This window comes from Mesorhizobium sp. (assembly GCF_004962245.1).
GTDB lineage: Bacteria > Pseudomonadota > Alphaproteobacteria > Rhizobiales > Rhizobiaceae > Mesorhizobium.
Genome location: NZ_SUHQ01000003.1, coordinates 205822 through 227037, shown reverse-complemented (window position 1 = coordinate 227037; position 21216 = coordinate 205822). Strand labels below are relative to the sequence as shown.

General features: G+C 61.9%; 19 protein-coding genes. 11 read left to right on the top strand and 8 right to left on the bottom strand.

What is annotated here, in order from left to right; translation table 11 throughout:
• The first annotated feature begins 23 nt into the window (after positions 1-23).
• The 6 genes from E5X88_RS04750 (at position 24) to E5X88_RS04725 (ending at position 8467) form a co-directional block, all read left to right on the top strand.
• Positions 24-767 (top strand): competence/damage-inducible protein A, encoded by a 744-nt coding sequence (locus E5X88_RS04750; RefSeq protein WP_292158736.1) that lies wholly within the window; start codon positions 24-26, stop codon positions 765-767.
• Between the two features lie 76 nt (positions 768-843).
• A complete protein-coding gene (locus E5X88_RS04745) occupies positions 844-1677 on the top strand; it encodes a universal stress protein (protein WP_292158735.1) in 834 nt (277 codons plus the stop codon).
• A gap of 145 nt (positions 1678-1822) precedes the next feature.
• Entirely contained in the window at positions 1823-2323 is a 501-nt protein-coding gene (gpt, locus tag E5X88_RS04740; protein WP_292158733.1) for a xanthine phosphoribosyltransferase, read from the top strand.
• Between the two features lie 230 nt (positions 2324-2553).
• Complete coding sequence (locus tag E5X88_RS04735) at positions 2554-3042, top strand: NUDIX hydrolase (RefSeq protein WP_292158731.1); 489 nt, start codon at positions 2554-2556, stop codon at positions 3040-3042.
• A gap of 754 nt (positions 3043-3796) precedes the next feature.
• Entirely contained in the window at positions 3797-7585 is a 3789-nt protein-coding gene (locus E5X88_RS04730; RefSeq protein ID WP_292158727.1) for a vitamin B12-dependent ribonucleotide reductase, read from the top strand.
• A gap of 111 nt (positions 7586-7696) precedes the next feature.
• Positions 7697-8467, top strand: a complete 771-nt coding sequence (locus E5X88_RS04725; protein ID WP_292158725.1) for a hypothetical protein — start codon at positions 7697-7699, stop codon at positions 8465-8467.
• A 407-nt stretch (positions 8468-8874) separates the two neighbouring features.
• Here E5X88_RS04725 and E5X88_RS04720 read toward each other — a convergent pair whose 3' ends face one another.
• The 8 genes from E5X88_RS04720 to E5X88_RS04685 all read right to left on the bottom strand — a co-directional run bounded on the left by E5X88_RS04720 (position 8875) and on the right by E5X88_RS04685 (position 16496).
• On the bottom strand, positions 8875-11073 hold the full coding sequence (locus E5X88_RS04720; RefSeq protein WP_292158724.1) for an esterase-like activity of phytase family protein: 2199 nt from the start codon (positions 11071-11073) through the stop codon (positions 8875-8877).
• A 275-nt stretch (positions 11074-11348) separates the two neighbouring features.
• Positions 11349-12365, bottom strand: coding sequence for a GH25 family lysozyme (locus tag E5X88_RS04715; protein WP_292158722.1), 1017 nt, complete (start codon positions 12363-12365; stop codon positions 11349-11351).
• 226 nt (positions 12366-12591) lie between these two features.
• Complete coding sequence (locus E5X88_RS04710; protein ID WP_292158720.1) at positions 12592-12813, bottom strand: hypothetical protein; 222 nt, start codon at positions 12811-12813, stop codon at positions 12592-12594.
• Positions 12814-12930: 117 nt separating this feature from the next.
• Entirely contained in the window at positions 12931-13329 is a 399-nt protein-coding gene (locus tag E5X88_RS04705; protein ID WP_292158718.1) for a GFA family protein, read from the bottom strand.
• A gap of 180 nt (positions 13330-13509) precedes the next feature.
• A complete protein-coding gene (locus E5X88_RS04700) occupies positions 13510-14466 on the bottom strand; it encodes an alpha/beta hydrolase (RefSeq protein ID WP_292158716.1) in 957 nt (318 codons plus the stop codon).
• Positions 14467-14492: 26 nt separating this feature from the next.
• A complete protein-coding gene (locus E5X88_RS04695) occupies positions 14493-14978 on the bottom strand; it encodes an SRPBCC family protein (RefSeq protein ID WP_292158714.1) in 486 nt (161 codons plus the stop codon).
• A 243-nt stretch (positions 14979-15221) separates the two neighbouring features.
• Entirely contained in the window at positions 15222-15470 is a 249-nt protein-coding gene (locus tag E5X88_RS04690; RefSeq protein WP_292158712.1) for a ParB N-terminal domain-containing protein, read from the bottom strand.
• Between the two features lie 66 nt (positions 15471-15536).
• The gene (locus tag E5X88_RS04685; protein ID WP_292158710.1) at positions 15537-16496 is read right to left on the bottom strand and encodes a LysR family transcriptional regulator; all 960 of its coding nucleotides are present in this window, start codon (positions 16494-16496) and stop codon (positions 15537-15539) included.
• A gap of 135 nt (positions 16497-16631) precedes the next feature.
• Between E5X88_RS04685 and E5X88_RS04680 the strand changes: the two genes are divergently transcribed.
• From E5X88_RS04680 to E5X88_RS04660, 5 genes are all read left to right on the top strand, one after another.
• The gene (locus tag E5X88_RS04680; RefSeq protein WP_292158708.1) at positions 16632-17414 is read left to right on the top strand and encodes an ABC transporter substrate-binding protein; all 783 of its coding nucleotides are present in this window, start codon (positions 16632-16634) and stop codon (positions 17412-17414) included.
• 71 nt (positions 17415-17485) lie between these two features.
• On the top strand, positions 17486-18133 hold the full coding sequence (locus E5X88_RS04675; RefSeq protein ID WP_292158706.1) for an amino acid ABC transporter permease: 648 nt from the start codon (positions 17486-17488) through the stop codon (positions 18131-18133).
• 12 nt (positions 18134-18145) lie between these two features.
• On the top strand, positions 18146-18805 hold the full coding sequence (locus E5X88_RS04670) for an amino acid ABC transporter permease (protein ID WP_292158704.1): 660 nt from the start codon (positions 18146-18148) through the stop codon (positions 18803-18805).
• Entirely contained in the window at positions 18802-19566 is a 765-nt protein-coding gene (locus E5X88_RS04665; protein ID WP_292158702.1) for an amino acid ABC transporter ATP-binding protein, read from the top strand. The genes E5X88_RS04670 and E5X88_RS04665 overlap by 4 nt, the downstream gene beginning before the upstream one ends.
• Positions 19567-19574: 8 nt before the next feature.
• Positions 19575-21215: a N,N-dimethylformamidase beta subunit family domain-containing protein gene (locus E5X88_RS04660; RefSeq protein WP_292158700.1), complete on the top strand. Its 1641-nt coding sequence runs from the start codon at positions 19575-19577 to the stop codon at positions 21213-21215.
• The last annotated feature ends 1 nt before the right edge of the window (position 21216 follow it).

Here is a 21216-nt window from a genome sequence, read left to right as displayed (position 1 = left end):
GTGACCTTTTGCCGGAGCCTCCCATGCCCGAAATCGTCACCGCCGCCATGCTCGTCATCGGCGACGAGATTCTGTCCGGCCGCACCAAGGACAAGAATATCGGCCACCTCGCCGACATCATGACGGCGATCGGCATCGACCTGAAGGAGGTGCGCATCGTTCCCGACGAGGAAGACGAGATCGTCGCCGCGGTGAATGCCGTGCGTGCCCGTTACACCTATGTCTTCACGACCGGCGGCATCGGCCCCACGCATGACGACATCACCGCGGATGCGATCGCCAAGGCCTTCGGCGTGCCCTGCGAATACGACGCCAAGGCCTATGCCATGCTGGAAGCGAGCTACGCCGCGCGCGGCATCGAATACACCGAGGCGCGCAAGCGCATGGCGCGGATGCCGCGCGGTGCCGACCATATCGACAATCCCGTCTCCATCGCGCCGGGCTTTCGCATCGGCAACGTCCATGTGATGGCCGGCGTGCCGTCGATTTTCCAGGCCATGCTCGACAATGTGGTGCCGACGCTGAGGGCTGGCACCAGAATGCTGTCGGCCACTGTGCACTGCCCGTTCGGCGAAGGCCTGGTCGGCGGACCGCTGGGCGACATTCAGAAGGCGCATCCGGATACGATCATCGGATCCTACCCGAAATATGGCGACGGCAAGTTCTGGACCGAGCTGGTCGTCCGCGCCCGCAGCCAGGAAGCGCTGGATGCCGCCCGCGCCGATGTCGAAGCGATGGTCGCTGGGATCGCCAGCACGGCCAGTTGATCCAGGCCGGAACCAAGCATGGTGCTATAACGTTCCTCGCGGGCGAGTTCCGATCGCCGTAAAATGAGGGATTACCATGCGATTCAAGACCATTGTCGCGATACTGCAGAACGAAGAGGACGCGGAGCGCGTGCTTGAATGCGCGATTCCGCTTGCCGACAGGTTCCAGAGCCATCTCATCGGCATTCATGCCGAAGCGCTTCCCGTCCCCTACACCTCGGCCACCGGCTTTCCGGACACCGAGTTCCTGCAGGTTTCGGCCGACATGAACAAGGAGCGTGCCGAGAAATTGCGGGCGATCTTCCTCAGGCATATCGAGGATTCCGGCCTGTCCTTCGAATGGCGCAGCCTCGAGAGCTTTTCCGGAGACAGCGCGCTGTCCGGCATCTCAACCGTTCGTACCGCGGACCTGATCATCGCAGCGCAGCGCGAATCTGGCGGCGATCCGAGCGCCGACGTTGACACACTGGTCTACGATGCGGGCCGGCCGGTGCTGGTCGTGCCGCATTCGGGTCCGCTCGTCACCAGTTTCAAGCATGTGCTGCTCGCCTGGAACGGCAGCAAGGAAGCCGCCCGCGCCGCCTTCGACGCCCTGCCCTTCATCATCGAGGCCGAGAAGACGGATGTCGTCGTCATCGACCCACCGGATACGCTCGACGAGGCGCCTGAGGCAGCCGGCGCCGAAATCGCAGCCGCCCTGTCCAGGCATGGCGCCACGGTCAGCGTCTCGGTGCTGCAATCAGGCGGCCTCTCGGTCGACGACGTGATCCAGACCAGGGTTGTCGAAACCGGCGCCGACCTGCTCGTGCTCGGCGCCTACAGCCATTCCTGGCTGCGCCAGCTTCTGTTCGGCGGGGTGACGCGCACGGTGCTGCGCACCGTGCCGGTAGCGGCTTTCCTGTCGCGGTAAGTCGAAAAGGGCCAGATCGACAAAGGGTAAGTCCACAAGGATCGCTTGCCGCCGCCCTTGCCAAGGCCAAGGCTTTCCAGTTAATTCCGCGCGCATTCCCTCAAGTGTCTGCGCGCGATCTCGCGCGCTGCGGAGTGCGCGAAAAATGTCCCTTCCCGAAAAGGCCTTTCCTGTCTCCTGGGATCAGTTCCACCGCGATGCGCGTGCGCTCGCCTGGCGGCTTGCCGGCGCCGGCCAAGGCCAATGGAAAGCGATCGTCTGCATCACGCGCGGCGGCCTGGTTCCGGCCGCCATCATCTCGCGTGAACTCGGTATTCGGGTCATCGAGACGGTCTGCGTCGCCTCCTATCACGACTACACCAGCCAAGGGCAGTTGCAGGTGCTGAAGGAGATCACGCCGGCACTGCTTGCCGACGACGGCGCCGGCGTGCTGATCATCGACGACCTCACCGACACCGGCAAGACGGCGGGCATCGTGCGCGCCATGATGCCCAAGGCGCATTTCGCCACCGTCTACGCCAAGCCGAAAGGCAGGCCGCTGGTCGACACCTTCGTCACCGAGGTCAGCCAGGACACCTGGATCTATTTTCCGTGGGATATGGGCTTCACCTACCAGAAGCCGATCGCCGACGACCACATCAGCTGATTCGCGCAAAGCCGCTCCCCCGGAAGTCACGGCGCGCACTTCTTGCCGGCGAGCACTTCTTGCCCGCGAGCACTTCTTGAAAGAGTGCCGCGGCACCCGATATTTCCTGAATCGAGACCTCTTGGCGTGGTTAACCAGTCCACATGAGGTTTTTTACTTTTATTGCCTATGATTAGCCGTAAGATTCGCAAGACGGCGAATGATTCTGGAAGTTGGGGCAAGCTTCTCCGATGTTGACGAGGCCAGCAACGCACAACCATCTGGCCGAAAGGGTCCAGCGGCTCTTCGGCACGGCGCCGTGCCGCCTGCAGGTTGCGGCACTGCCCTGGCGCGATACTGAGCGCGGCATCGAGATCATGCTGATCACCAGCCGCGATACCGGCCGCTGGGTGCTTCCCAAGGGCTGGCCCGAGGCCAAGGAACCGCTTTGCGAGGCGGCGGCGCGCGAGGCGGGCGAGGAAGCCGGACTGCGCGGCACGATCTCCCACGTTGAAGCCGGCCGCTACTTCTATGCCAAGGCATTGTCTTCCGGCGAGGAAGTGCCTTGCGAGGTCCTGGTGTTTCCGCTGCAGGTCGACAAGATCGCCGACCGGTGGAAGGAGAAGCGGTCGCGCACCCGCAAATGGGTCAGTTCCACCGAGGCCGTGCGCATGGTCAACGAGCCGGACCTTTGCCAGATCATCGCCTATTTCTGTGCCGACCCGCACCAATTCTCCTGAGCGAGACATAGGGCGGCGGACTTTCAAATCGGATCGTCCCACCGCTCCCAAAACCGGTGCCCACCTTTGGGTCCGATGCCTCAGGCTTACCGGCCAAGGCGACAAACCTGCCGTGCATCGCCGGCATTGTGCTTTTGGCGGCGTCAAAGAATCGATTTGGCCACTCCGGCGCGGGCAAAATCGAAATCCTGCGGGCCGCTTTCTATCCCCGTTATCCACATGTGTGACACACAAGATGTTGGGGGTCACAAAAGCTACGCAAACGAATCCTTGACGGCGCAAAACGAGTCGCCTTTTATAGGCCATGCGCTCCTGTTGAGAGTGCGACCGGAAAGTTATGAGCCCGGTCTTTTTCCCGGATTATGTGCGTTTTGGCCGCATTTCCGCCTGGTTACGAGGCCGGCGGGAGCGTTGGGATTGTGGGGTTTTTTGGGGGCGAAAGGGAAAAATGTCGGACTGGAATAAATTGTCTGTTAACACTATATTTAGTGTTTGCAGGTAGGTTCGACGCTAGATAGTGTGAAGTTCCCTCGATTGAGGGAGTCGCAAAAAGTTTCAGTTTTTGAGGGACCCGCAGGGTTCGTCGGCGCGTTGGACAGTACTCCGCAAGGAGTTCGACCAGCAAGGCGGGCGGAGGCTGTGAAAGGGAGCCGGCTGTTTTCGAACGCCGGCAGACGGCGGACATGCGCGTTTCGCATTGGGGGCAGAAATCCCTGGGGAAAAGCGCTATATATAGACAAAAGGAATAGGGCCAATGCGCATCGAGCGTCGCTTCACCAAGCCAGGACAATCAGCTTACGCGGAGATCGAATTCCGCAAGGCGCTTTCGGAGATCAAGAATCCGGACGGCTCGGTGGTGTTCCGCCTGGACAATATCGATGTGCCGGCGCAGTTCAGCCAGGTTGCCGCCGACATCCTGGCGCAGAAATATTTCCGCAAGGCCGGCGTGCCGGCGCGGCTGAAGAAGGTCGAGGAGAATGACGTCCCCTCCTTCCTGTGGCGCTCCGTTGCCGACGAGGCGGAACTGGCAAAACTGCCTGAGGCCGAGCGCTACGGCTCCGAGATCGATGCCCGCCAGGTCTTCGACCGCCTCGCCGGCACCTGGACCTATTGGGGCTGGAAGGGCGGCTACTTCAAGTCGGAGGAAGACGCGCGCGCCTTCCGCGACGAGCTCGCCTATATGCTGGCCACCCAGCGCGTCGCGCCGAATTCGCCGCAATGGTTCAACACCGGCCTGCACTGGGCCTATGGCATCGACGGTCCGAGCCAGGGCCACTTCTATGTCGACCCGTTCACCGGCAAGCTGACCAAGTCGAAGTCTTCCTATGAGCATCCGCAGCCGCATGCCTGCTTCATCCAGGGCGTGCAGGACGATCTCGTCAACGAAGGCGGCATCATGGACCTGTGGGTGCGTGAAGCGCGCCTGTTCAAATATGGTTCCGGCACCGGCTCCAACTTCTCGTTCCTGCGCGGCGAAGGCGAAAAGCTGTCGGGCGGCGGCCGCTCGTCCGGCCTGATGAGCTTCCTCAAGATCGGCGACCGCGCGGCGGGCGCCATCAAGTCGGGCGGCACGACGCGCCGCGCCGCGAAGATGGTCATCGTCGACGCCGACCATCCCGATATCGAGGAATTCATCGACTGGAAGGTCAATGAGGAGCAGAAGGTCGCCTCGCTGGTCACCGGCTCCAAGATCGTGAAAAAGCACCTCGAAGCGATCATGAAGGCCTGCATCAACTGCGAAGGCCAGGACGACGATTGCTTCGACCCGGCGATCAACACCGCGCTGAAGCGTGAGATCAAGGCGGCCAAGAAGGACGGGGTGCCGGAGAACTACATCTACCGCGTCATCCAGTTCGCCAAGCAGGGTTACACCTCGATGTCGTTCAAGACCTACGACACCGACTGGGATTCGGATGCCTACCTCACCGTTTCGGGCCAGAACTCCAACAATTCGGTCTCGCTGAAGGACGATTTCCTGCGCGCCGTCGAGCAGGACGCCGACTGGCACCTCACCGCCCGCAAGGACGGCAAGGTGCTGAAGACGCTGAAGGCCAGGGATCTGTGGGAAAAGATCGGCTATGCCGCATGGGCGTCGGCCGATCCGGGCCTGCACTTCAACACGACGATGAACGACTGGCACACCTGCGCTTCGGCCGGTGCGATCCGGGCGTCCAATCCGTGCTCGGAATACATGTTCCTCGACGACACGGCCTGCAACCTCGCTTCGATCAATCTGCTGCCCTACCGCAACGCGGACGGCACCATCGACATATCAGCCTACGAGCATACGGTCCGGCTGTGGACCATCGTGCTGGAAATCTCGGTCATGATGGCGCAGTTCCCGTCGAAGGAGATCGCCAAGCTCTCCTACGAATACCGCACGCTCGGTCTCGGCTACGCCAATATCGGCGGCCTGCTGATGACCTCGGGCATTCCCTATGATTCCGACGAGGGCCGCGCTATCTGCGCAGCACTCACCGCTGTTATGACCGGCACGGCCTATGCCACCTCGGCCGAGATGGCCTCCGAACTCGGCGCCTTCCCCGATTACGACCGCAATGCGCAGAACATGCTGCGCGTCATGCGCAACCATCGCCGTGCTGCCTATGGCGACAGGGACGGTTACGAGAAGCTGGCGGTCAACCCGGTGCCGCTCGTCGCCTCCGACCTGAAGCAGCCTGAGCTTGCCGCCCATGCCAAGGCGGCCTGGGACCGCGCCATCGAACTCGGCGAGGAGCATGGCTACCGCAATGCGCAGGCAACCGTGATCGCGCCGACCGGCACGATCGGCCTGGTCATGGATTGCGACACCACCGGCATCGAGCCCGACTTCGCACTGGTCAAGTTCAAGAAGCTGGCCGGCGGTGGCTATTTCAAGATCATCAACCGCGCCGTGCCGGAGGCGCTGCGCACGCTTGGCTATTCGGAAGCGCAGATCGCCGAGATCGAGGCCTATGCGGTCGGCCACGGCAATCTCAACCAGGCGCCTGCCGTCAACCCCGGCTCGCTCAAGGCAAAGGGTTTTACGGACGACAAGATCGCGGCACTCAATGCAGCGCTGAAGTCGGCCTTCGACATCAAGTTCGTCTTCAACCAGTGGACGCTGGGGGCGGACTGGGTGAAGGAGACGTTTGGCTTCACCGACGAGCAGCTCAACGATTTCTCGTTCGAGATGCTGCCGGCGCTCGGCTTCTCGAAGAAGGACATCGAGGCCGCCAACATCCATGTCTGCGGTGCGATGACGCTGGAAGGCGCGCCGTTCCTGAAGGCCGAACACCTGCCCGTGTTTGACTGCGCCAGCCCATGCGGCAAGATCGGCAAGCGTTCGCTGTCGATCAACAGCCACATCCAGATGATGGCGGCGGCGCAGCCCTTCATCTCGGGCGCCATTTCCAAGACCATCAACATGCCGAACGACGCGACGGTGGAAGACGCCAAGGGCGCCTACATGCTGTCGTGGAAGCTGGCGCTGAAGGCCAACGCGCTCTATCGCGATGGCTCGAAGCTCTCCCAGCCGCTCAACGCCTCGCTGCTTGCCGACGTCGAGGACGACGAGGACGATGCCGTCGAGCAGCTGATCGCGGCGCCAGCCTCACAGCGCGCCGTGCAGGTGACCGAAAAGATCGTCGAGCGCGTCGTGGAACGCCTCTATCGCGACCGCGAGAAGCTGCCGAACCGCCGCAAGGGCTACACGCAGAAGGCGGTTGTCGGTGGCCACAAGGTCTATCTGCGCACCGGCGAATTCGATGACGGTCGTCTCGGCGAGATCTTCATCGACATGCACAAGGAGGGTGCTGCCTTCCGGGCGATGATGAACAACTTCGCCATCGCCATCTCGCTCGGCCTGCAATATGGCGTGCCGCTCGAGGAATATGTCGAGGCCTTCACCTTCACCAAGTTCGAGCCGGCCGGCATGGTGCAGGGCAATGACGCGATCAAGAACGCGACGTCGATCCTCGACTACGTGTTCCGCGAACTTGCCGTGTCCTATCTCGCACGCCACGACCTCGCCCATGTCGACCAGTCGGATTTCGACAAGACCGCCTTGGGGCGCGGCATCAACGAAGGCAAGGCGACGCCGTTCTCGAAGGGGCTGACCCGCGGCGCCTCGCCGGTCAAGCTGGTGTCGGGCATGGGTGCCGAGCCCAAGGGCTTTGGCGGGGGTTCAGGTCCCTCTCCCGCTACCATCCCTGTCCGCTCTGCGCCGACCGCCTTCGCCGGCTCCAACGTGCTGGCGCTGAAGCCGGCCAGCGACGAGGCCATCGCCTACAAGCGTGACTACGAGGAGCGGGCCAGGGAGCTGGTCGAGGACATCGTCTACGAGGAAGCGTCCGACGAGGCTTCGGGGGCTTCGGCGCTGTTCACCGACGCCGCCGCGCAGGAGGCCGCCGAGGCAAAGGCGCTTGCCGCCAACCGGCGTCAGCAATCCTTGATGCAGGGCTACACCGGCAACGAATGCTCGGAATGCCACAACTTCACCATGGTGCGGAACGGGACGTGCGAGAAGTGCGACACGTGCGGGGCTACGAGCGGGTGCAGTTGAGGAAAATCTGCATCGCTAAAACGTAACATCATCGGCCCGGTCGTAAGATCGGGCCGAAATGGTAGCAAGAACAAAGAGGGTACATTACTCATAGCCAGCCAGAGGCGTCAAATGTCAGAAGTCAAATCGATCTCAAGAACACCGCCGGCGGAAGTTCGGCGGCGGCTTAGAGCGGAAGTCGGCTTTGGATGTCCGATGTGCGGCTCTCCGCACTTGGAATATCACCATTTCAACCCTACTTGGGCTGAGCAAAAGCACCACGATCAACAGGGCATGATCGCATTGTGTGCTGTGCATCACGCTGCCGCTGACTCAGGTGCATTCACAAACGACCAACTTTTGAGTCTGAAGCAGGCCAACCATGCTTCTGTACAAAGTAGCTTTCAATGGCGAAGGAAACACACCGTATTCGCTTGCGGTGGGAATTATGCCTATCGATGCGGGAGTATGCTTCGCATAGGAGGAATAGATGTTGTTTATTTTGAAAAAGACGATTCAGAATGTGATACATTATCGTTAAACATATATGACGTTTGCATGAATAGAATTTTTGCTATGCGAATGAATGATTGGATCGCGAGAATAAATGTAGATGATATCGAGGCACCGCCATCAGCACGAACACTCGTGTTCAAATCGGCCATTCATCAGGTTGACGTCAGAATCGAATTTAAAGATCGAAAAATGTTGAGCCCAGATGAGCAGGCTATCTCTGCCGAATTTGGAATTCCTACTAAAGAAAACGTCGTCTTCTGCTTCTTTACAGGAAAAATGCCTGCACCACTGCCCATCAAGTTCAACGAACGCAACATCCAATTCGGCGGTATGACACTCGAAGGTAGTCGTATGGCTGGCTGTGGTGTCGGCATACAGGTTGGTTAGAACCGCGAGTTGGCAACCCACCGCACGTTTCGTTTCCCACGTCATGGCGTGGATCCTCGAGTTTGCGTTCCGCTTCGCGTTCGCACTGCGATAACGAAAGGGAGCCGGCAGCTAATCGCAAGTGACGCGACTTCCTCATTCTACTTCCGCCGCCGGTCCGCCAGACCTTCTCCTCGCCATGGTCGACGTGGTCTTCATCGATACGGTGCAAAGCCATCGCGACCGATGTGCTGGCTTGGATTTCGCGAAAATCGTCGCGATCTCGCCAACGAAACAGCCGCAGCAAGGATGTCGCGGCTGTTTTCGGATTGTCCGTCAGGGAGGAAGCCCGCGCGGCCGAAGCGGCCCCACCCCGATCTGCCGCTCGGATCACCCCTCCCCTCAAGGGAAGAACTACCCCCTCACCGTCAGTTCACGGCGCTGATGTTGCCCAAGCGGAGAAACAGCGTTTCGCCGGAAGAATCATCGACGCCGTCATTGTCGGTGACGACGAAGACGTCGCCGTTCTTGTCGATGGTGAAACCTTCGACCTTGTCGACGACATAGCCGTTGGTGGCTGATTTCAGGTCGCCGAGGATGTCGCGCACCAGCGTCTTTTCGACCACGGGCAGTTCGCCACCGAGCTTGGCCGGTTTGAAGGCCTCGAGCGCCACCGAATAGACGCGCTTCACCTTGGCCAGGTCGCCGATCAGGTTGTCGCGTTCGAGGATGTAGAGCTTGCCGTCATGCGCGGTGATCTCCGACAGGCCTATCCAGCCAGCTTCGGCCGCTTCGAGCGGGTAGCGCACCGCCGACCATTCCTTGGCCTTCGGCTTGTAGGCCAGAAGCTTGACATGGCCCTTTGGATCGTCGGCCCATTCGCGCTGCACCGCCATCACCAGCGTCAGGTCGTCGCCCTCGCCGATCATGGTGATGCCTTCGAGACCGAAGCGGGTCTGGTGGGCGAGCAATTCCATCGGGAAGCCGATCTCCTGCTTGATCTCGCCCTTGTCGTCGACGCGCAGGATGGCGTGCGGGACGAGCTTTGCCGGATCGCCTTCATTGGCCAGCCAGAAGCCGCCTTCACCGTCGGCGACAAGACCTTCGATGTCGAGCTTCTGTGCGGGATGGCCGGCACGCGTGACGATGGTCTTACCGGTGATCAGCGCCGGGGTCTGCGTGGCATCGATCTCGAAGATCGAGGGCGCGTTGGCGTAGAACGAGTCCGAGGCCGCGAAGAGCTTGCCGGCCGCGTCGCCGGCCGCGAGCGCCGAAAGCGCGCCCCAGCCGAGCGGCGTGCCGTCTTCCGTGAGCTTTGCCGTGATCATCGGGTACGTGGCGGGACCCTCGGAGCGCTCGTAGATCATGACGTGCGAGCGGGCGAGCCCGTCCTCGACCAGGTCGGCCTCGTTGGCGGTGACCAGGAGATTGCGCGACGGGATCGCGACCAGGCCTTCCGGAGCGATGCCGGACGGCAGGATCTGGACAAACCGAGGTTCCGCACCCGTGTCCTTGTAGACGCCGACAACGGAGCCACGCTCCGAAGCGACGAAAATAAGCTTGTCTTCGCCGAACGTGCCGGTCTCGAGACCTTCCGGCTCGATGCCCTTCTTGTTGCGATCGTCGGGATAATGGCCGGCATTGGCGACCTCGTACTCGAAGGACGGGCCGGATTCGTAGAGAACCTCGCCCTTCCTGCTGAAGATTGTGAAGCCGCGCGAGCCGCCCTTGTAGTCGCCTTCGTTGGCGACGACGAGACGGTCATTGTCGAGCCATTTCACGGCGTCGGGTTCGCGCGCGACGTTTTCCATCTTGCCGTCGAAGGACAAGGCGCCGTTCTTCTTGGTGTCGATCTTGTCCAGCGTGACGGAGCCCGCGGAGAAGTGGGTGACGATCGCGCCGGTTTCGACGTTGACGATGGCGATGTGATTGTTTTCCTGCAGCGTGACCGCTATCTCGCCGGCCTTGTTGAAAGAAACGAATTCCGGCTCCGGATCTTCCCCCGCGACTTCGGCAATGCCCGCCAGGTTCACGGTCTTCATCGTCGCGCAGTCGGGCTGACCTTCGGCAAGCGTGAAAATCTTGAGGTCGCCTGCCGGCATCTGCGGAATGTCCCCGTCGTTCAGATCCTCGTCGCGCTCGTTCTCAATGGCGATGGCCAGGAACTTGCCGTCCTTGCTGAAGGCCAGCGAGTCCGGCTGGCCGCCGAGGTCGCAGGTGCTTTCGATCGCCTTGGAGGCAAGGTCGATGACGGTGAGGTTGCCCGAAGGTTTGGCTTTGCTCTCCGACGTGTTGACGCCGGCCAGCACCTTGGCGCCGATGGCCACAACCGAGGTCGGCTCGCCGTCGATCTTGACGATGCCGCCGGCCTTGGGCGCCTTGGGATCGGTAAGATCGATGAAGCCGACCGCACCGAGCGGGCTGTCGGAATAGACCAGCGTCATGCCGTCTTCGGTGGCCGCGATGATCTCGGACGAAGTCGGCGTAGTCTTCTTGACGTCCGCCGGGAGGTTTCCGGCGACCGCGAAGCTCGCGACCCGGTTGAACATCATGTCGGCGTAGGCCGGCAGCGAAACGGAGGCAGCAAGCGCTGCCGTCAGGACGAAAAGCGCGGAATGGCGGGGCACGGGTGGCGTCTCCTGTTCGAATGGAAGCCACCTGCTTTGGGGGAACGACATTTCAAAGCGATGACGGATCCATGACAGTTCCGCGACAGGCGGTCAGGGTCCGTCGATATCCACATCATGCCGGCCTGCAAACGGCGGCTTTGTGCGACCGCGATCAGCGCCGCCGCCGCAGGCGCGCGAGCAGGAAGCTCCAGTCCCCGAAGGTGAGCCAGATCAGCAGACGAAGGCCGAGAAATCCCGGCGTCACACGCAAGAAAAAGGAGGAAGGAGATCCCCTACTCCGCCTCGGCCACCATCTGCCGTCCGCCTGCCCAGTTTTGCCACGCTCTCTCGTCGCCGTTGAAGACGTTGAGGTCGATGCGCCCCCTCACGCCGTGCGACAGGCCGGAGCCGGAATACTGCCAGAACACCCATTTGCGGCCGGGATAGACCTTTGACGGGTGCTGCGCCACCGCGCGCAGCCAGAACGGATAATCGGGGAAAGCGCCACGCAGATTGTCGCGGTAGAAATCAGGCGCGGTGTAGATGATGGGCCGCTGGCCGTAGTGCCGTTCCAGCCTGTCCATGAAGACCTGCATCTTCTCCAGCACCTTTTGCCGCGACGGCCGCCGCTTGCATCTCGATTCGCCGTTCCACTCGACATCGATCACCGGCGGCAAGGCGCCCTCCACCCTCGGCACGTTGCGGATGAACCAGTCGGCCTGCTCGCTGGCGGTGCGGCACCAGTAGAAGAAATGGTAGGCGCCGCGCTTCAGGCCGGCGGCGTCGGCATTGCGCCAGTTCTTCCTGAACATCGGGTCGAGATGGTCGCCGCCGTCGGTCGCCTTGATATAGGCGAAGTTCGCGCCCTGCGCGCGCAGCTTGTTCCAGTTGACGTTGCCCTGCCAGCGCGAGACATCGACGCCGTGAACGGCGAGATGTCTCGGCGATACCTTGCCGAAATTGATCGGTTTGGCGTCACGAAAACGATAGCGCTGGACCGGCTCGGCAAGGATTGCTGCTGCCCGTGCCGGCCGCTTCGGCGCCACCAGGGCAATTGGCTCGGCGGGTGGGTCGATGCGTTCCGCAGGCTCCGGAGCGGCCATCGCCACGGTCTGCTCCATCGCCTCTTCCTGCGCGAAGGCGGGTACGGCATCGGCCGTATCGACCGAGGCCACCGGCGCGGGCGGCCGCACAACCGAGCTGGTCGTCTCGCTGGACGGAATTTGCAGCGCGTCGACGCCGGACGTGGATGTACAGCCGGCGAGGCACAGGGATGCGATCGAGAAGATGACGACGCCTGGTAACCGCATCTGGACCTGTACGCAAAAACACAACAGACCGATGGCAAGACAACGCCGCCGGACAACCAGTCCAGATTACTAACGAGAAATTACCAACAAAGTTTGAATCAAATTGTTAGGGAGTCTTCATCGAAACGACGGCGCCCCGGGTGACACCAATCTCCCCACCGGTGGGGAGATGTTCGGCGGGACAGACGAGGTGCGGAGGATCGCTGACCCTGTCAGGCACCAACGCCTAGCTGCACAACCACAGCTTGTCGCAGGTCCTGGCTATCATGTGGGCCGGCGGCACAAAGCGATCATTGACGGGGCTGACCGGCGCATCATCTTCCGCCCGGCGAACCTTTTCTTCAAGCAGCGTGCGAAGCTCGGCCGGCCGCACGCGATCGCGTTCCATCACGAGCTTGACCATCGGATCACTCAAAAGCTCGTCCAGGGTGTTGATTCTGTCATTCATCCGTCGCCTCCTCGACTGCCGACCCGCCAGCAAAAGATAGGTGGCAATGATGGCTCGCCAATGACGCTTTGTCGGCTATCTCGTGTCCCGGATGAAAAAAATTGGGCACCCTGCGCTTCAGTTCGGCGGCGGGGCGCCTTCATATTGCGGCAGTCCGTCGTCGAGCTGTACCCAGGGCTGCCTCGAGGCGGTCCATATGTGCATCTGCGGCTTGAACATCGAAGGGTCGTCGAGCGACCCTGAGGTGATGCCGATGATGCCGGCGGAATCGCGCCGGGAGAACATCGTCGTGCCGCAGCCCGGGCAGAAGCCGCGCTTGAGATCTGGCGAGGAATTCACCGTCGCCACCGGCCCGTCGATGGTCACGTCGTCGATGCGGAACAGCACACGTGCGTTGAACGCCGCGCCCAGCGCCTTCTGGCAAAGCCGGCAATGGCAGACGCGCTCGTTGATCGGCGCGACATCAGTACGGTAGCGTACCGCGCCGCACAGGCAGCCGCCTTGATATTTCACCATGCCTGCGCCCTTTTTCCTGAGATTAGCGGCAAGGTAGCCGCCGACGTAGCGGCGTCAATTGAAAAGCCTTGATGGCGCCATCTGTTGGCGTGATGGCTGTGCCGGCCTCGTCAGGCGCGACGCGCAACGAGCGTCGCCGGCCATCTCGCGGGAGACGGCCGGCAGGCAGATACCGGGCGGTCAGTTCGTTTCGTTGACGATCTCGTCCCAGGTCTTGACCTTGGTCTCGCCATTGAGGAAGGGCAGCGCCGTGGCCACCAGTTCCGGCGCAAAGAACATGTCGTAGTGGGTGCGGTTCGGCAGGATGGCAAGGCGGTTCTGCGACAGGTTCTCGCGCATCCAGCCGGCGTCCTTCAGTCCGCCGCCGAGCATCTGATAGAACTTGATCTCGTGCTCTGGCCGATACATGTCGCTGTCGCCGAAAGCCAGCATGACAGGCATCTTCAGCTTCGGCACATCGGCGGAGTAGTCATAGTCCTTGCGCATATAGGCGCCGAGCTGGTCGAGCAGCTTCGGAAAATCCTGCGGATGCGGCGCGACCGCTACGTAGGATTTGTACATCGGCGTGTCCTTCATCATGTCGGCCATCGCCGCGCCAACCTGCGCCTGCTGGGCGCGCATATCGGCATAGAAACCGTCCGAGGCATAGCCCGCCGACACCAGCACCAGGCGGCGCACGGCCTCGGGATGCTGGACCGCCATACGGAAGGCGACACCGCCGCCCAGCGAATAACCCATGACGTCAACCTGCTCATAGCCGAGCGCCTTGACGATCGCCGCCATATCGTCGCCCATAGCCTCAAGGCTCAGCGGCCGGTCGCCGAGCGCGGTGCGGCCATGCCCCTGCAGGTCGACGCCGATGACGGTGCGGTTTTCGGCAAGCTTCGGCAAGATCGGCGCAAACATATCGGTGGTGCCGAGCCCGCCATGCAAGAGAAGCAGCGGCTCACCCTGGCCGTAGATGGCGTAGTAGTAATTCAGGCCGTTGATCGGCAGCAGGCCGGATTTAGCCGGCTTCGGCAGGGCCGTGGTTTCGGCGACCATGGCAGGCTTTGCCTCCTCGGCCTTGGTGGAGCCCGGCGCGGCGAAGAGCGCTGCAGCCGAGGCGAAAATGGCGAAAAACATCGATCTGGACATGTCGGTCTCCTTGCGTCCCGCTAACATCAAAGCGCCTTGGCGATTTCCTCGAGCTGGTCGGCGCACTGGCCCCAGCCCTCGTGAAAGCCCATCTTCTCGTGCTCTTCGCGATCGGCGACGGACCAATGCGCAACCCGGGCGATGTAGCGGGTCTTGCCCTCGCCCTCATCCTCGAAGGTCAGCACGACCGTCATGAATGGCTTTTCGGACGGCTCCCACGCCTTTGTATAGGCGTCGGTGAGAACGATCTTCTTGCCCGGAACGACTTCGAGGAACACGCCGGGGTTCGGGAATTCATTGCCGTCGGGTCCCGCCATGACGACCAGGCTGGAGCCGCCGGTGCGCACGTCCATTTCGGCGCGCGGCGTCGTCCACGGCTTTGGGGCGAACCATTGCGTCACGAGCTTCGGCTCGGTCCAGCAGCGATAGACGTTCTCGCGCGGCGCATCGATGATGCGGGCGAGAACCAGTTCGCGGTCGGAGCTGGGGGCGATGTCGAGCTTGGTGGTCATGGTGGTCTCCTCACTTGCTTGCAAAAGAGTTGGCTTGGATTCTGGTTTCCGTCTCAAGGACGAGCGGGCAACGCGCGGCCCGACAGGGTCCCGCGAAAAATTTCGCTAAAGCGGGATGCGTTCAAAATTGAACTGGGCATCCCGCTCTATCTATTTGTTTTAGCCGCATTTCTGCGACGCCAAGTGGAATCACTTGGCTGCAAAATGCTCTAGGCCGACCAGGCGGACGGCTGAATGAAGAGTTTAGTGGCGCTTGGCTTGCACCAGATAGGCGTCGATGTCGGTCTCGCCGAGCCACTTCGCTGCTTCCAGCCGGTGCAGGCCTTCGACCAGGACATGGCGCTTGCCGTCATGGCGCACCTGGATCGGCATCTTCATGCCGTTTTCCAGAATGTCCTCGGCCAGGTGACGGACGGTTTCGGGATGCAGCGTCTTCCTGCGCGCGGCCGGCACATAGATGTCGTCCACCTTGACCTTTTGCACTCTCAGCATGTCGACTCCCGTGGCAGAAAAGGCCGCCTGTGATAGTCCGTTTGGCGAAGAGGGCCAAGTGCGTCTTCAACCATTGTAAATGCGATCTTCAAGCGGCGTCGCGGCGATCAGGGCCTGCAGCCCCGAGAGCAGCGCTTTTTCGGCGCGATTCATCGTCTTGTCGGGGTTCACCAGCAGGAAGATGTCGATGGCGGGCGGCGCTTGATAAGGCGGCAGCCGCCACAGCAATCCATCGGCCACATCGCGCCGCGCGACATGCAGCGGCAGCGGCCCGATGCCGAGCCCGGCAACGATCATGCGGCGCACCTCCTCCAGGCTCGAGGATACACCGACAACGTCGGCGTCGAGCTTGGCCTCGCTGCGCAGCAGCGCGACCGGCCGCAATGCGTCCGAAATGTTGTCTGTTTGGAACGATACGGAAGGCTCGCCCCTGAGATCGGTCAGTGTCAGGCCGGCTCGCCCGTAGAGCCTGTGCTGCGGCCCGCAAAAGAAGCCGAAGAATTCGCGATAAACCATGGTGTATTCGAGCGCCGGATCGCGCTGACTGACTAGGCAGATACCGAAAGAGGCGCGACGCTCTCGCACCTGCTTGGCCACTTCGGTGCTTGCCGCGACCGAGATGGTAAGGCTGGCGCGCGGATAGTCGCTGTGGAATTGCGACAGCGCCCGGTCGAACAGCGGCGAGACGACGTGGCTGGCCATGGCGATGTTGACGTGGCCGGTGACATCATCGCTGACGCCCCGCATCAGCAGCGGCAATTGCGATATGGTGCCAAACACCTCGATGCTCTGCTCGTAGAGCAGGCGTCCAACCTCGGTGAGCTCGAAGCGCGTGGCATCGCGCTCGATCAGTCGCCGACCAACCCGATCCTCCAGCCGGCGCAAGGCATTGCTGACGCTCGGCTGTTTCAGATTGAGCCGTTCGGCCGCGCGGGTGATGCTCTTCACTTCCGCGATGACCACGAAAGTTCTCAGAAGGTTCCAGTCCAGATCCCAGACCAGCCTTTCGGGGCGCGGCGAATCCATTCCTGATATCTATGCTCTCTATTCCTATTATCTATTTGCGCAATGCTATCGCAAAGGCAATCATGAAATCCGGACGGCACCTCGATGCGTCCCAAAAACAAGACTTTGCGCTCCATCCAGAGGACAAGAAACCAGATGAACAGAGTATTTTCCGGCATTGCGGTCGCAGCCTTGCTGCTTGCCTCGACCTTCACGGCCGTTTCAGCCAAGGCCGACGACCTTGAGAAGATCAAGACGGCGGGCGAGCTGAAGATTTCCATGAGCGGGCAGTATCCGCCCTTCAACTTCGTCAACGACCAGAACGAGGTGGTCGGCTTCGACGCTTCCATCGGCAAGGCCATCGCCGAGCGCATGGCCGTCAAAGGCACCATCATCACGACAGCCTGGGACGGCATCATCGCGGGCCTGCTCGCCAACAAATATGACACCGTTGTCGGCTCCATGACCATCACGCCGGAGCGCGAGAAGGTGGTCGATTTCGTCGGCCCGTACTACCACGCCGGCCGCGCTGTCTTCGTGAACGAGGCCTCGAAGGTGCAGAGCCTCGACGAGTTGAAGGGAAAGACCCTTGGCGTCACGCTCGGCGAGACGCATGAGAAGTGGGCGCGCGAACAGGGCGGCTGGGAACTCCGCACCTACAAGGGACTGCCGGAACTGATGCTGGAGCTGAAAGCGGGCCGCGTCGACGCTATTGTCGTCGATAACATTCCGGTCATGGTCGCCATCAAGGAAACAGGCGAGAAGATCCGCAGGCTCGATACGCCCGGTATCGAAGGCGGCAGCGTCGCCATCGGTATCGCCATACGCAAGGACAATCCGGAGCTGAAGGCTGCCATGCAGAAGGCGCTGGACGACATGATGGCGGACGGTACCTACGAGAAGATCTCGATGGAATGGGTCGGCAGCGACATCCGCTGATCCTGACCATCCAAGGTTCCTGCCGCCAGAGGAGCGGCTGAGGTCGAGCATCACTCCTGCTGGATGTCGGAATGGATTTCTCCCTGATGCAGCGTGTCTTCCCGTTCTTCGTGGAAGCCGCCTTTGTGACGATCGAGATTACGGCGCTTGCCCTGGTTCTGGGTCTGGCGGCCGCGGCATTGGCTGCGGCCGCCAAGATGTCGAGATCCGCAACGGTGCGGACAATCGGCACTCTCTATGTCAGCCTCTTCCGCGGCACGCCCTGCCTGATCCAGCTTTTCGTGCTTTATTTCGGTGGTCCGCAGATAGGCATCAATCTGGAGCCGTTTGCGGCCGGCGTCATCGGCCTCGGTCTCAATATCGGCGCCTATATGGCGGAATCGATCCGCGGTGCGCTGGTTGCCGTCGACCGGGGCCAGACAGAGGCTGCGCGCACAATAGGCTTCAGCCGTTTCCAAACGCTGCGCAAGGTCGTGCTGCCACAAGCCGCGCGGCTGATGATACGGCCGCTCGGCGTCAACACGGTGGCGCTGTTGAAGGGGTCGGCTCTGGTTTCCACCATCTCGGTCGTGGAATTGACCTACACGGCCCAGCGCTTCATCGGCTCCACCTACAAGCCATTCGAGATCTTCGGTGTCGCGGCCTTGCTCTATATGGCCATGGTCTACGCCGTTGTCCGGGTCGTCGATCTGCTCGACAAGCGCTTCGCAATCGTCTGACCGGAGAGCGCGATGCAAGGTCTCGATTTCACCGTCGTCCTGCCCTACTGGGACCTTTTGTTGATTGGCGCCTGGTGGACCGCGCTGCTCACGGTCGCGGCGGGAGCACTCAGCTTCGTCTTCGGTATCCTGTTCGCGGTCACAGTGCTCTACGCGCCGGCGATGGTCGCCTACCCCGTGCGCGTCTTCATGTGGGTGTTCATGGGCACGCCGCTGCTGCTGCAGCTCTTCCTGATCTATTTCGGCCTGGTGCAGATTGGCATCGACATCCCTGCCCTCGGCGCCGGCATCGTCGGACTTGGCCTGCATTTTGCCGTCTACAATGCCGACGTCATCCGCGCCGGCATCGTGGCGGTCGATATCGGCCAGACCGAAGGGGCGCGCAGTATCGGGTTCGGCAAGTGGCAAACGTTGCGCTATGTCGTGATACCACAGGCCGTCCGCAACACCGCTCCGCCGATCGGAAGCAACATGATCGCGCTGTTGAAGGAATCCTCCATCGTCTCGGTCATCGGCATCGCGGAACTGGTTCATTCGGCCCAACTGGCGATAAGCGAAACGTTCCGGCCGTTTGAATTCTACGTCACGGCGGCCGCGCTCTATTACATTCTGAACCTCGTGCTCGAAGCGGGTTTGCGCCGGTTCGAGCGGCATGTGGAGGTTTCTCGATGAGCACGCGGCAGCCGATGGTGAAGGTCCGCGGCGCACGGAAATCATTCGGCGCCGTGGAAGTCCTCAAGGGCATCGACCTGTCGGTCGATCGCGGGCAGATCGTGGCGGTCATCGGACCGAGCGGCTCGGGCAAGAGCACGTTGCTGCGGTCCATCAACCATCTGGAGGCGCTGGACAGCGGCGAAGTCTGGCTCGACGGCGTGCAGGTCAACCAGCCACTGCGCGGCCAGGCCTTCGAGCGGCATATCAACAAGGTGCGCCAGCAGATGGGCATGGTTTTTCAGCACTTCAACCTGTTCCCGCATCTGACCGTACTCGACAATATCACCATGGGACCGGTGATCCTGAAAGGGATGTCGAAGAGCGAAGCGCATGCGCTTGCGCATGGCCTCTTGTCCAAGGTCGGACTGGCCGACAAGATCGACGACTATCCCTCGCGGCTTTCAGGCGGCCAGAAGCAGCGCGTGGCCATTGCGCGCGCGCTCGCCATGCAGCCCAAGGTGATGCTGTTCGACGAGGCCACCTCGGCGCTCGACCCGGAACTCGTCGACGAGGTCAATGCGGTGATGAAACAGCTCGCTGCCGAACACATGACCATGCTGATCGTCACGCACGAAATGCGCTTCGCCGGCGAAGTGGCCGACCGGGTGCTGTTCATGGACGGCGGCGTGGTGGTGGAGGAAGGTCCGCCGTCCGAAATGTTCCGCGCTCCGCAAAAGGAGCGGACCCGCACGTTCCTGAAGAAATATCTTTCCGCGTGAGCCAAACCATGAACAGCACAATCGACAAGTTCCCCGATTTCGGCCTGACGCCCCACCAGCGCCGGCAAGCGGTGCGCGGCCATTATTACGAATGGCCGGGGATGGATGGCGAGCGCGGCGAAATCTGGTGCTACAGCGACCGCTTTTCGTACCGCCGGGGCGAGACGGTGGCGCTGCATGTCAGCTCGACGGCCTCCAGCTTCAGCATGTCGATCGTCCGCGACGGCGGCACCGAAACGCAAATGTTCGAGAAGGCTGATATCGCGGCTCGCTGGCAGGATACGCCCGACCAATGTTCGGTCGTGGGCTGCGGCTGGGACGCGTCGTTTGAATTCCGCATTGGTGACGACTGGCCGTCCGGAGCCTACCGCGTCACGCTGACGGGGGACGGCCGCGACGGCAAGCCGATCCGCTGCCACCATCTTTTCATCGTCAGCCCACAGCCCGGCAAGAAACGCGGTCGTGTGCTGCAGGTTGCAGCCACGGGCACATGGCTTTCCTACAACACCTGGGGCGGATCGAACCATTATCAGGGCATCACCGGCCCGAACCGCGACCAGTATGCGCCTGAAGTGTCGACGCAGCGGCCATGGTGCCGCGGCTTTGTTGTCCTGCCGAGGGAAGCGCCGCGGGTGCCGCTCGAGGTCACCGTGCCGCCCAGGACCGTGCCGCGCTATCCGCATATGGAGTGGGCCTTCGCCACGGGCCATTCGAAGAAATACGCCTCGTCCGGCTGGGCAAGCTATGACAGCCACTTCTTTCGCTTCACCGAGCGTTCCGGCTATGCCGTCGACCTCGCCAGCCAGCACGATTTGCATTTCTCGCCCGAAATCCTCGATGGTTACGACTGCGTCGTCTTCGTCGGCCATGACGAATACTGGACCTGGGAGATGCGCGACGCGGTCGATGCCTATATCGAGCGCGGCGGCCACGCGGCACGCTTCGCCGGCAATTTCATGTGGCAGACCAGGCTAGAGGACGAGGGCCGCCGGCAGGTCTGCTACAAATACCGCGCCCGCGCCGAGGATCCGGTCTATCGAGGCGGCGACGTGACCCGCGCTACCAACTCCTGGGAAGCGCCGGAAATCGGCCGGCCGGGTGCCATGACCTTCGGGCTCAATGCGACCAGGGGCCTCTATGCCGGGTGGGGCGGTTGCGCGCCGCGCGGCGTGCGCGGCTTCCCGGTCTACCGGCCGGAGCACTGGGCCTTCGCCGGCACCGGCATCTATTACGGCGACCTGCTCGGCGCCGACAGCCATGTCTATGGCTACGAGGTCGACGGGCTCGACCACGAGATCCGCGGCGGCCTGCCCTACCCCACCCCTGACAGCGGCGCACCGGACGGACTGCAGATTCTTGCGGTCGGCATGGCTGCCCAAGTCGAGGAGAGCGCCGACATCGCGTTCGAGGATCAGTTCCTTGGCGACGAAGACGGCCGTTTCACCGCCGAGACGCTGTTCGGCGAGGCGAGCGACGCCAATCTCGACAAGGTCAAGCGCGGCAACGGCATGATCGTCAATTTCCCGCGCGGCAAGGGCGAGGTGTTCCACGCCGGAAGCTGCGAATGGGTCGCCGGCCTGCTAAGACAGGACGCGATGGTCGAGCGCGTCACCAAAAATGTTCTCGATCGTTATCTTGGAAAGTCCTGAC

Excerpts from the sequence above, each read along its gene's own strand:
- E5X88_RS04750 (WP_292158736.1), top strand. The coding sequence starts at position 24 with ATGCCCGAAATCGTCACCGCCGCCATGCTCGTCATCGGCGACGAGATT.
- E5X88_RS04745 (WP_292158735.1), top strand. The coding sequence starts at position 844 with ATGCGATTCAAGACCATTGTCGCGATACTGCAGAACGAAGAGGACGCG.
- gpt (WP_292158733.1), top strand. The coding sequence starts at position 1,823 with ATGTCCCTTCCCGAAAAGGCCTTTCCTGTCTCCTGGGATCAGTTCCAC.
- E5X88_RS04735 (WP_292158731.1), top strand. The coding sequence starts at position 2,554 with ATGTTGACGAGGCCAGCAACGCACAACCATCTGGCCGAAAGGGTCCAG.
- E5X88_RS04730 (WP_292158727.1), top strand. The coding sequence starts at position 3,797 with ATGCGCATCGAGCGTCGCTTCACCAAGCCAGGACAATCAGCTTACGCG.
- E5X88_RS04725 (WP_292158725.1), top strand. The coding sequence starts at position 7,697 with ATGTCAGAAGTCAAATCGATCTCAAGAACACCGCCGGCGGAAGTTCGG.
- E5X88_RS04715 (WP_292158722.1), bottom strand. The coding sequence starts at position 12,365 with ATGCGGTTACCAGGCGTCGTCATCTTCTCGATCGCATCCCTGTGCCTC.
- E5X88_RS04710 (WP_292158720.1), bottom strand. The coding sequence starts at position 12,813 with ATGAATGACAGAATCAACACCCTGGACGAGCTTTTGAGTGATCCGATG.
- E5X88_RS04705 (WP_292158718.1), bottom strand. The coding sequence starts at position 13,329 with ATGGTGAAATATCAAGGCGGCTGCCTGTGCGGCGCGGTACGCTACCGT.
- E5X88_RS04700 (WP_292158716.1), bottom strand. The coding sequence starts at position 14,466 with ATGTCCAGATCGATGTTTTTCGCCATTTTCGCCTCGGCTGCAGCGCTC.
- E5X88_RS04695 (WP_292158714.1), bottom strand. The coding sequence starts at position 14,978 with ATGACCACCAAGCTCGACATCGCCCCCAGCTCCGACCGCGAACTGGTT.
- E5X88_RS04690 (WP_292158712.1), bottom strand. The coding sequence starts at position 15,470 with ATGCTGAGAGTGCAAAAGGTCAAGGTGGACGACATCTATGTGCCGGCC.
- E5X88_RS04685 (WP_292158710.1), bottom strand. The coding sequence starts at position 16,496 with ATGGATTCGCCGCGCCCCGAAAGGCTGGTCTGGGATCTGGACTGGAAC.
- E5X88_RS04680 (WP_292158708.1), top strand. The coding sequence starts at position 16,632 with ATGAACAGAGTATTTTCCGGCATTGCGGTCGCAGCCTTGCTGCTTGCC.
- E5X88_RS04675 (WP_292158706.1), top strand. The coding sequence starts at position 17,486 with ATGGATTTCTCCCTGATGCAGCGTGTCTTCCCGTTCTTCGTGGAAGCC.
- E5X88_RS04670 (WP_292158704.1), top strand. The coding sequence starts at position 18,146 with ATGCAAGGTCTCGATTTCACCGTCGTCCTGCCCTACTGGGACCTTTTG.
- E5X88_RS04665 (WP_292158702.1), top strand. The coding sequence starts at position 18,802 with ATGAGCACGCGGCAGCCGATGGTGAAGGTCCGCGGCGCACGGAAATCA.
- E5X88_RS04660 (WP_292158700.1), top strand. The coding sequence starts at position 19,575 with ATGAACAGCACAATCGACAAGTTCCCCGATTTCGGCCTGACGCCCCAC.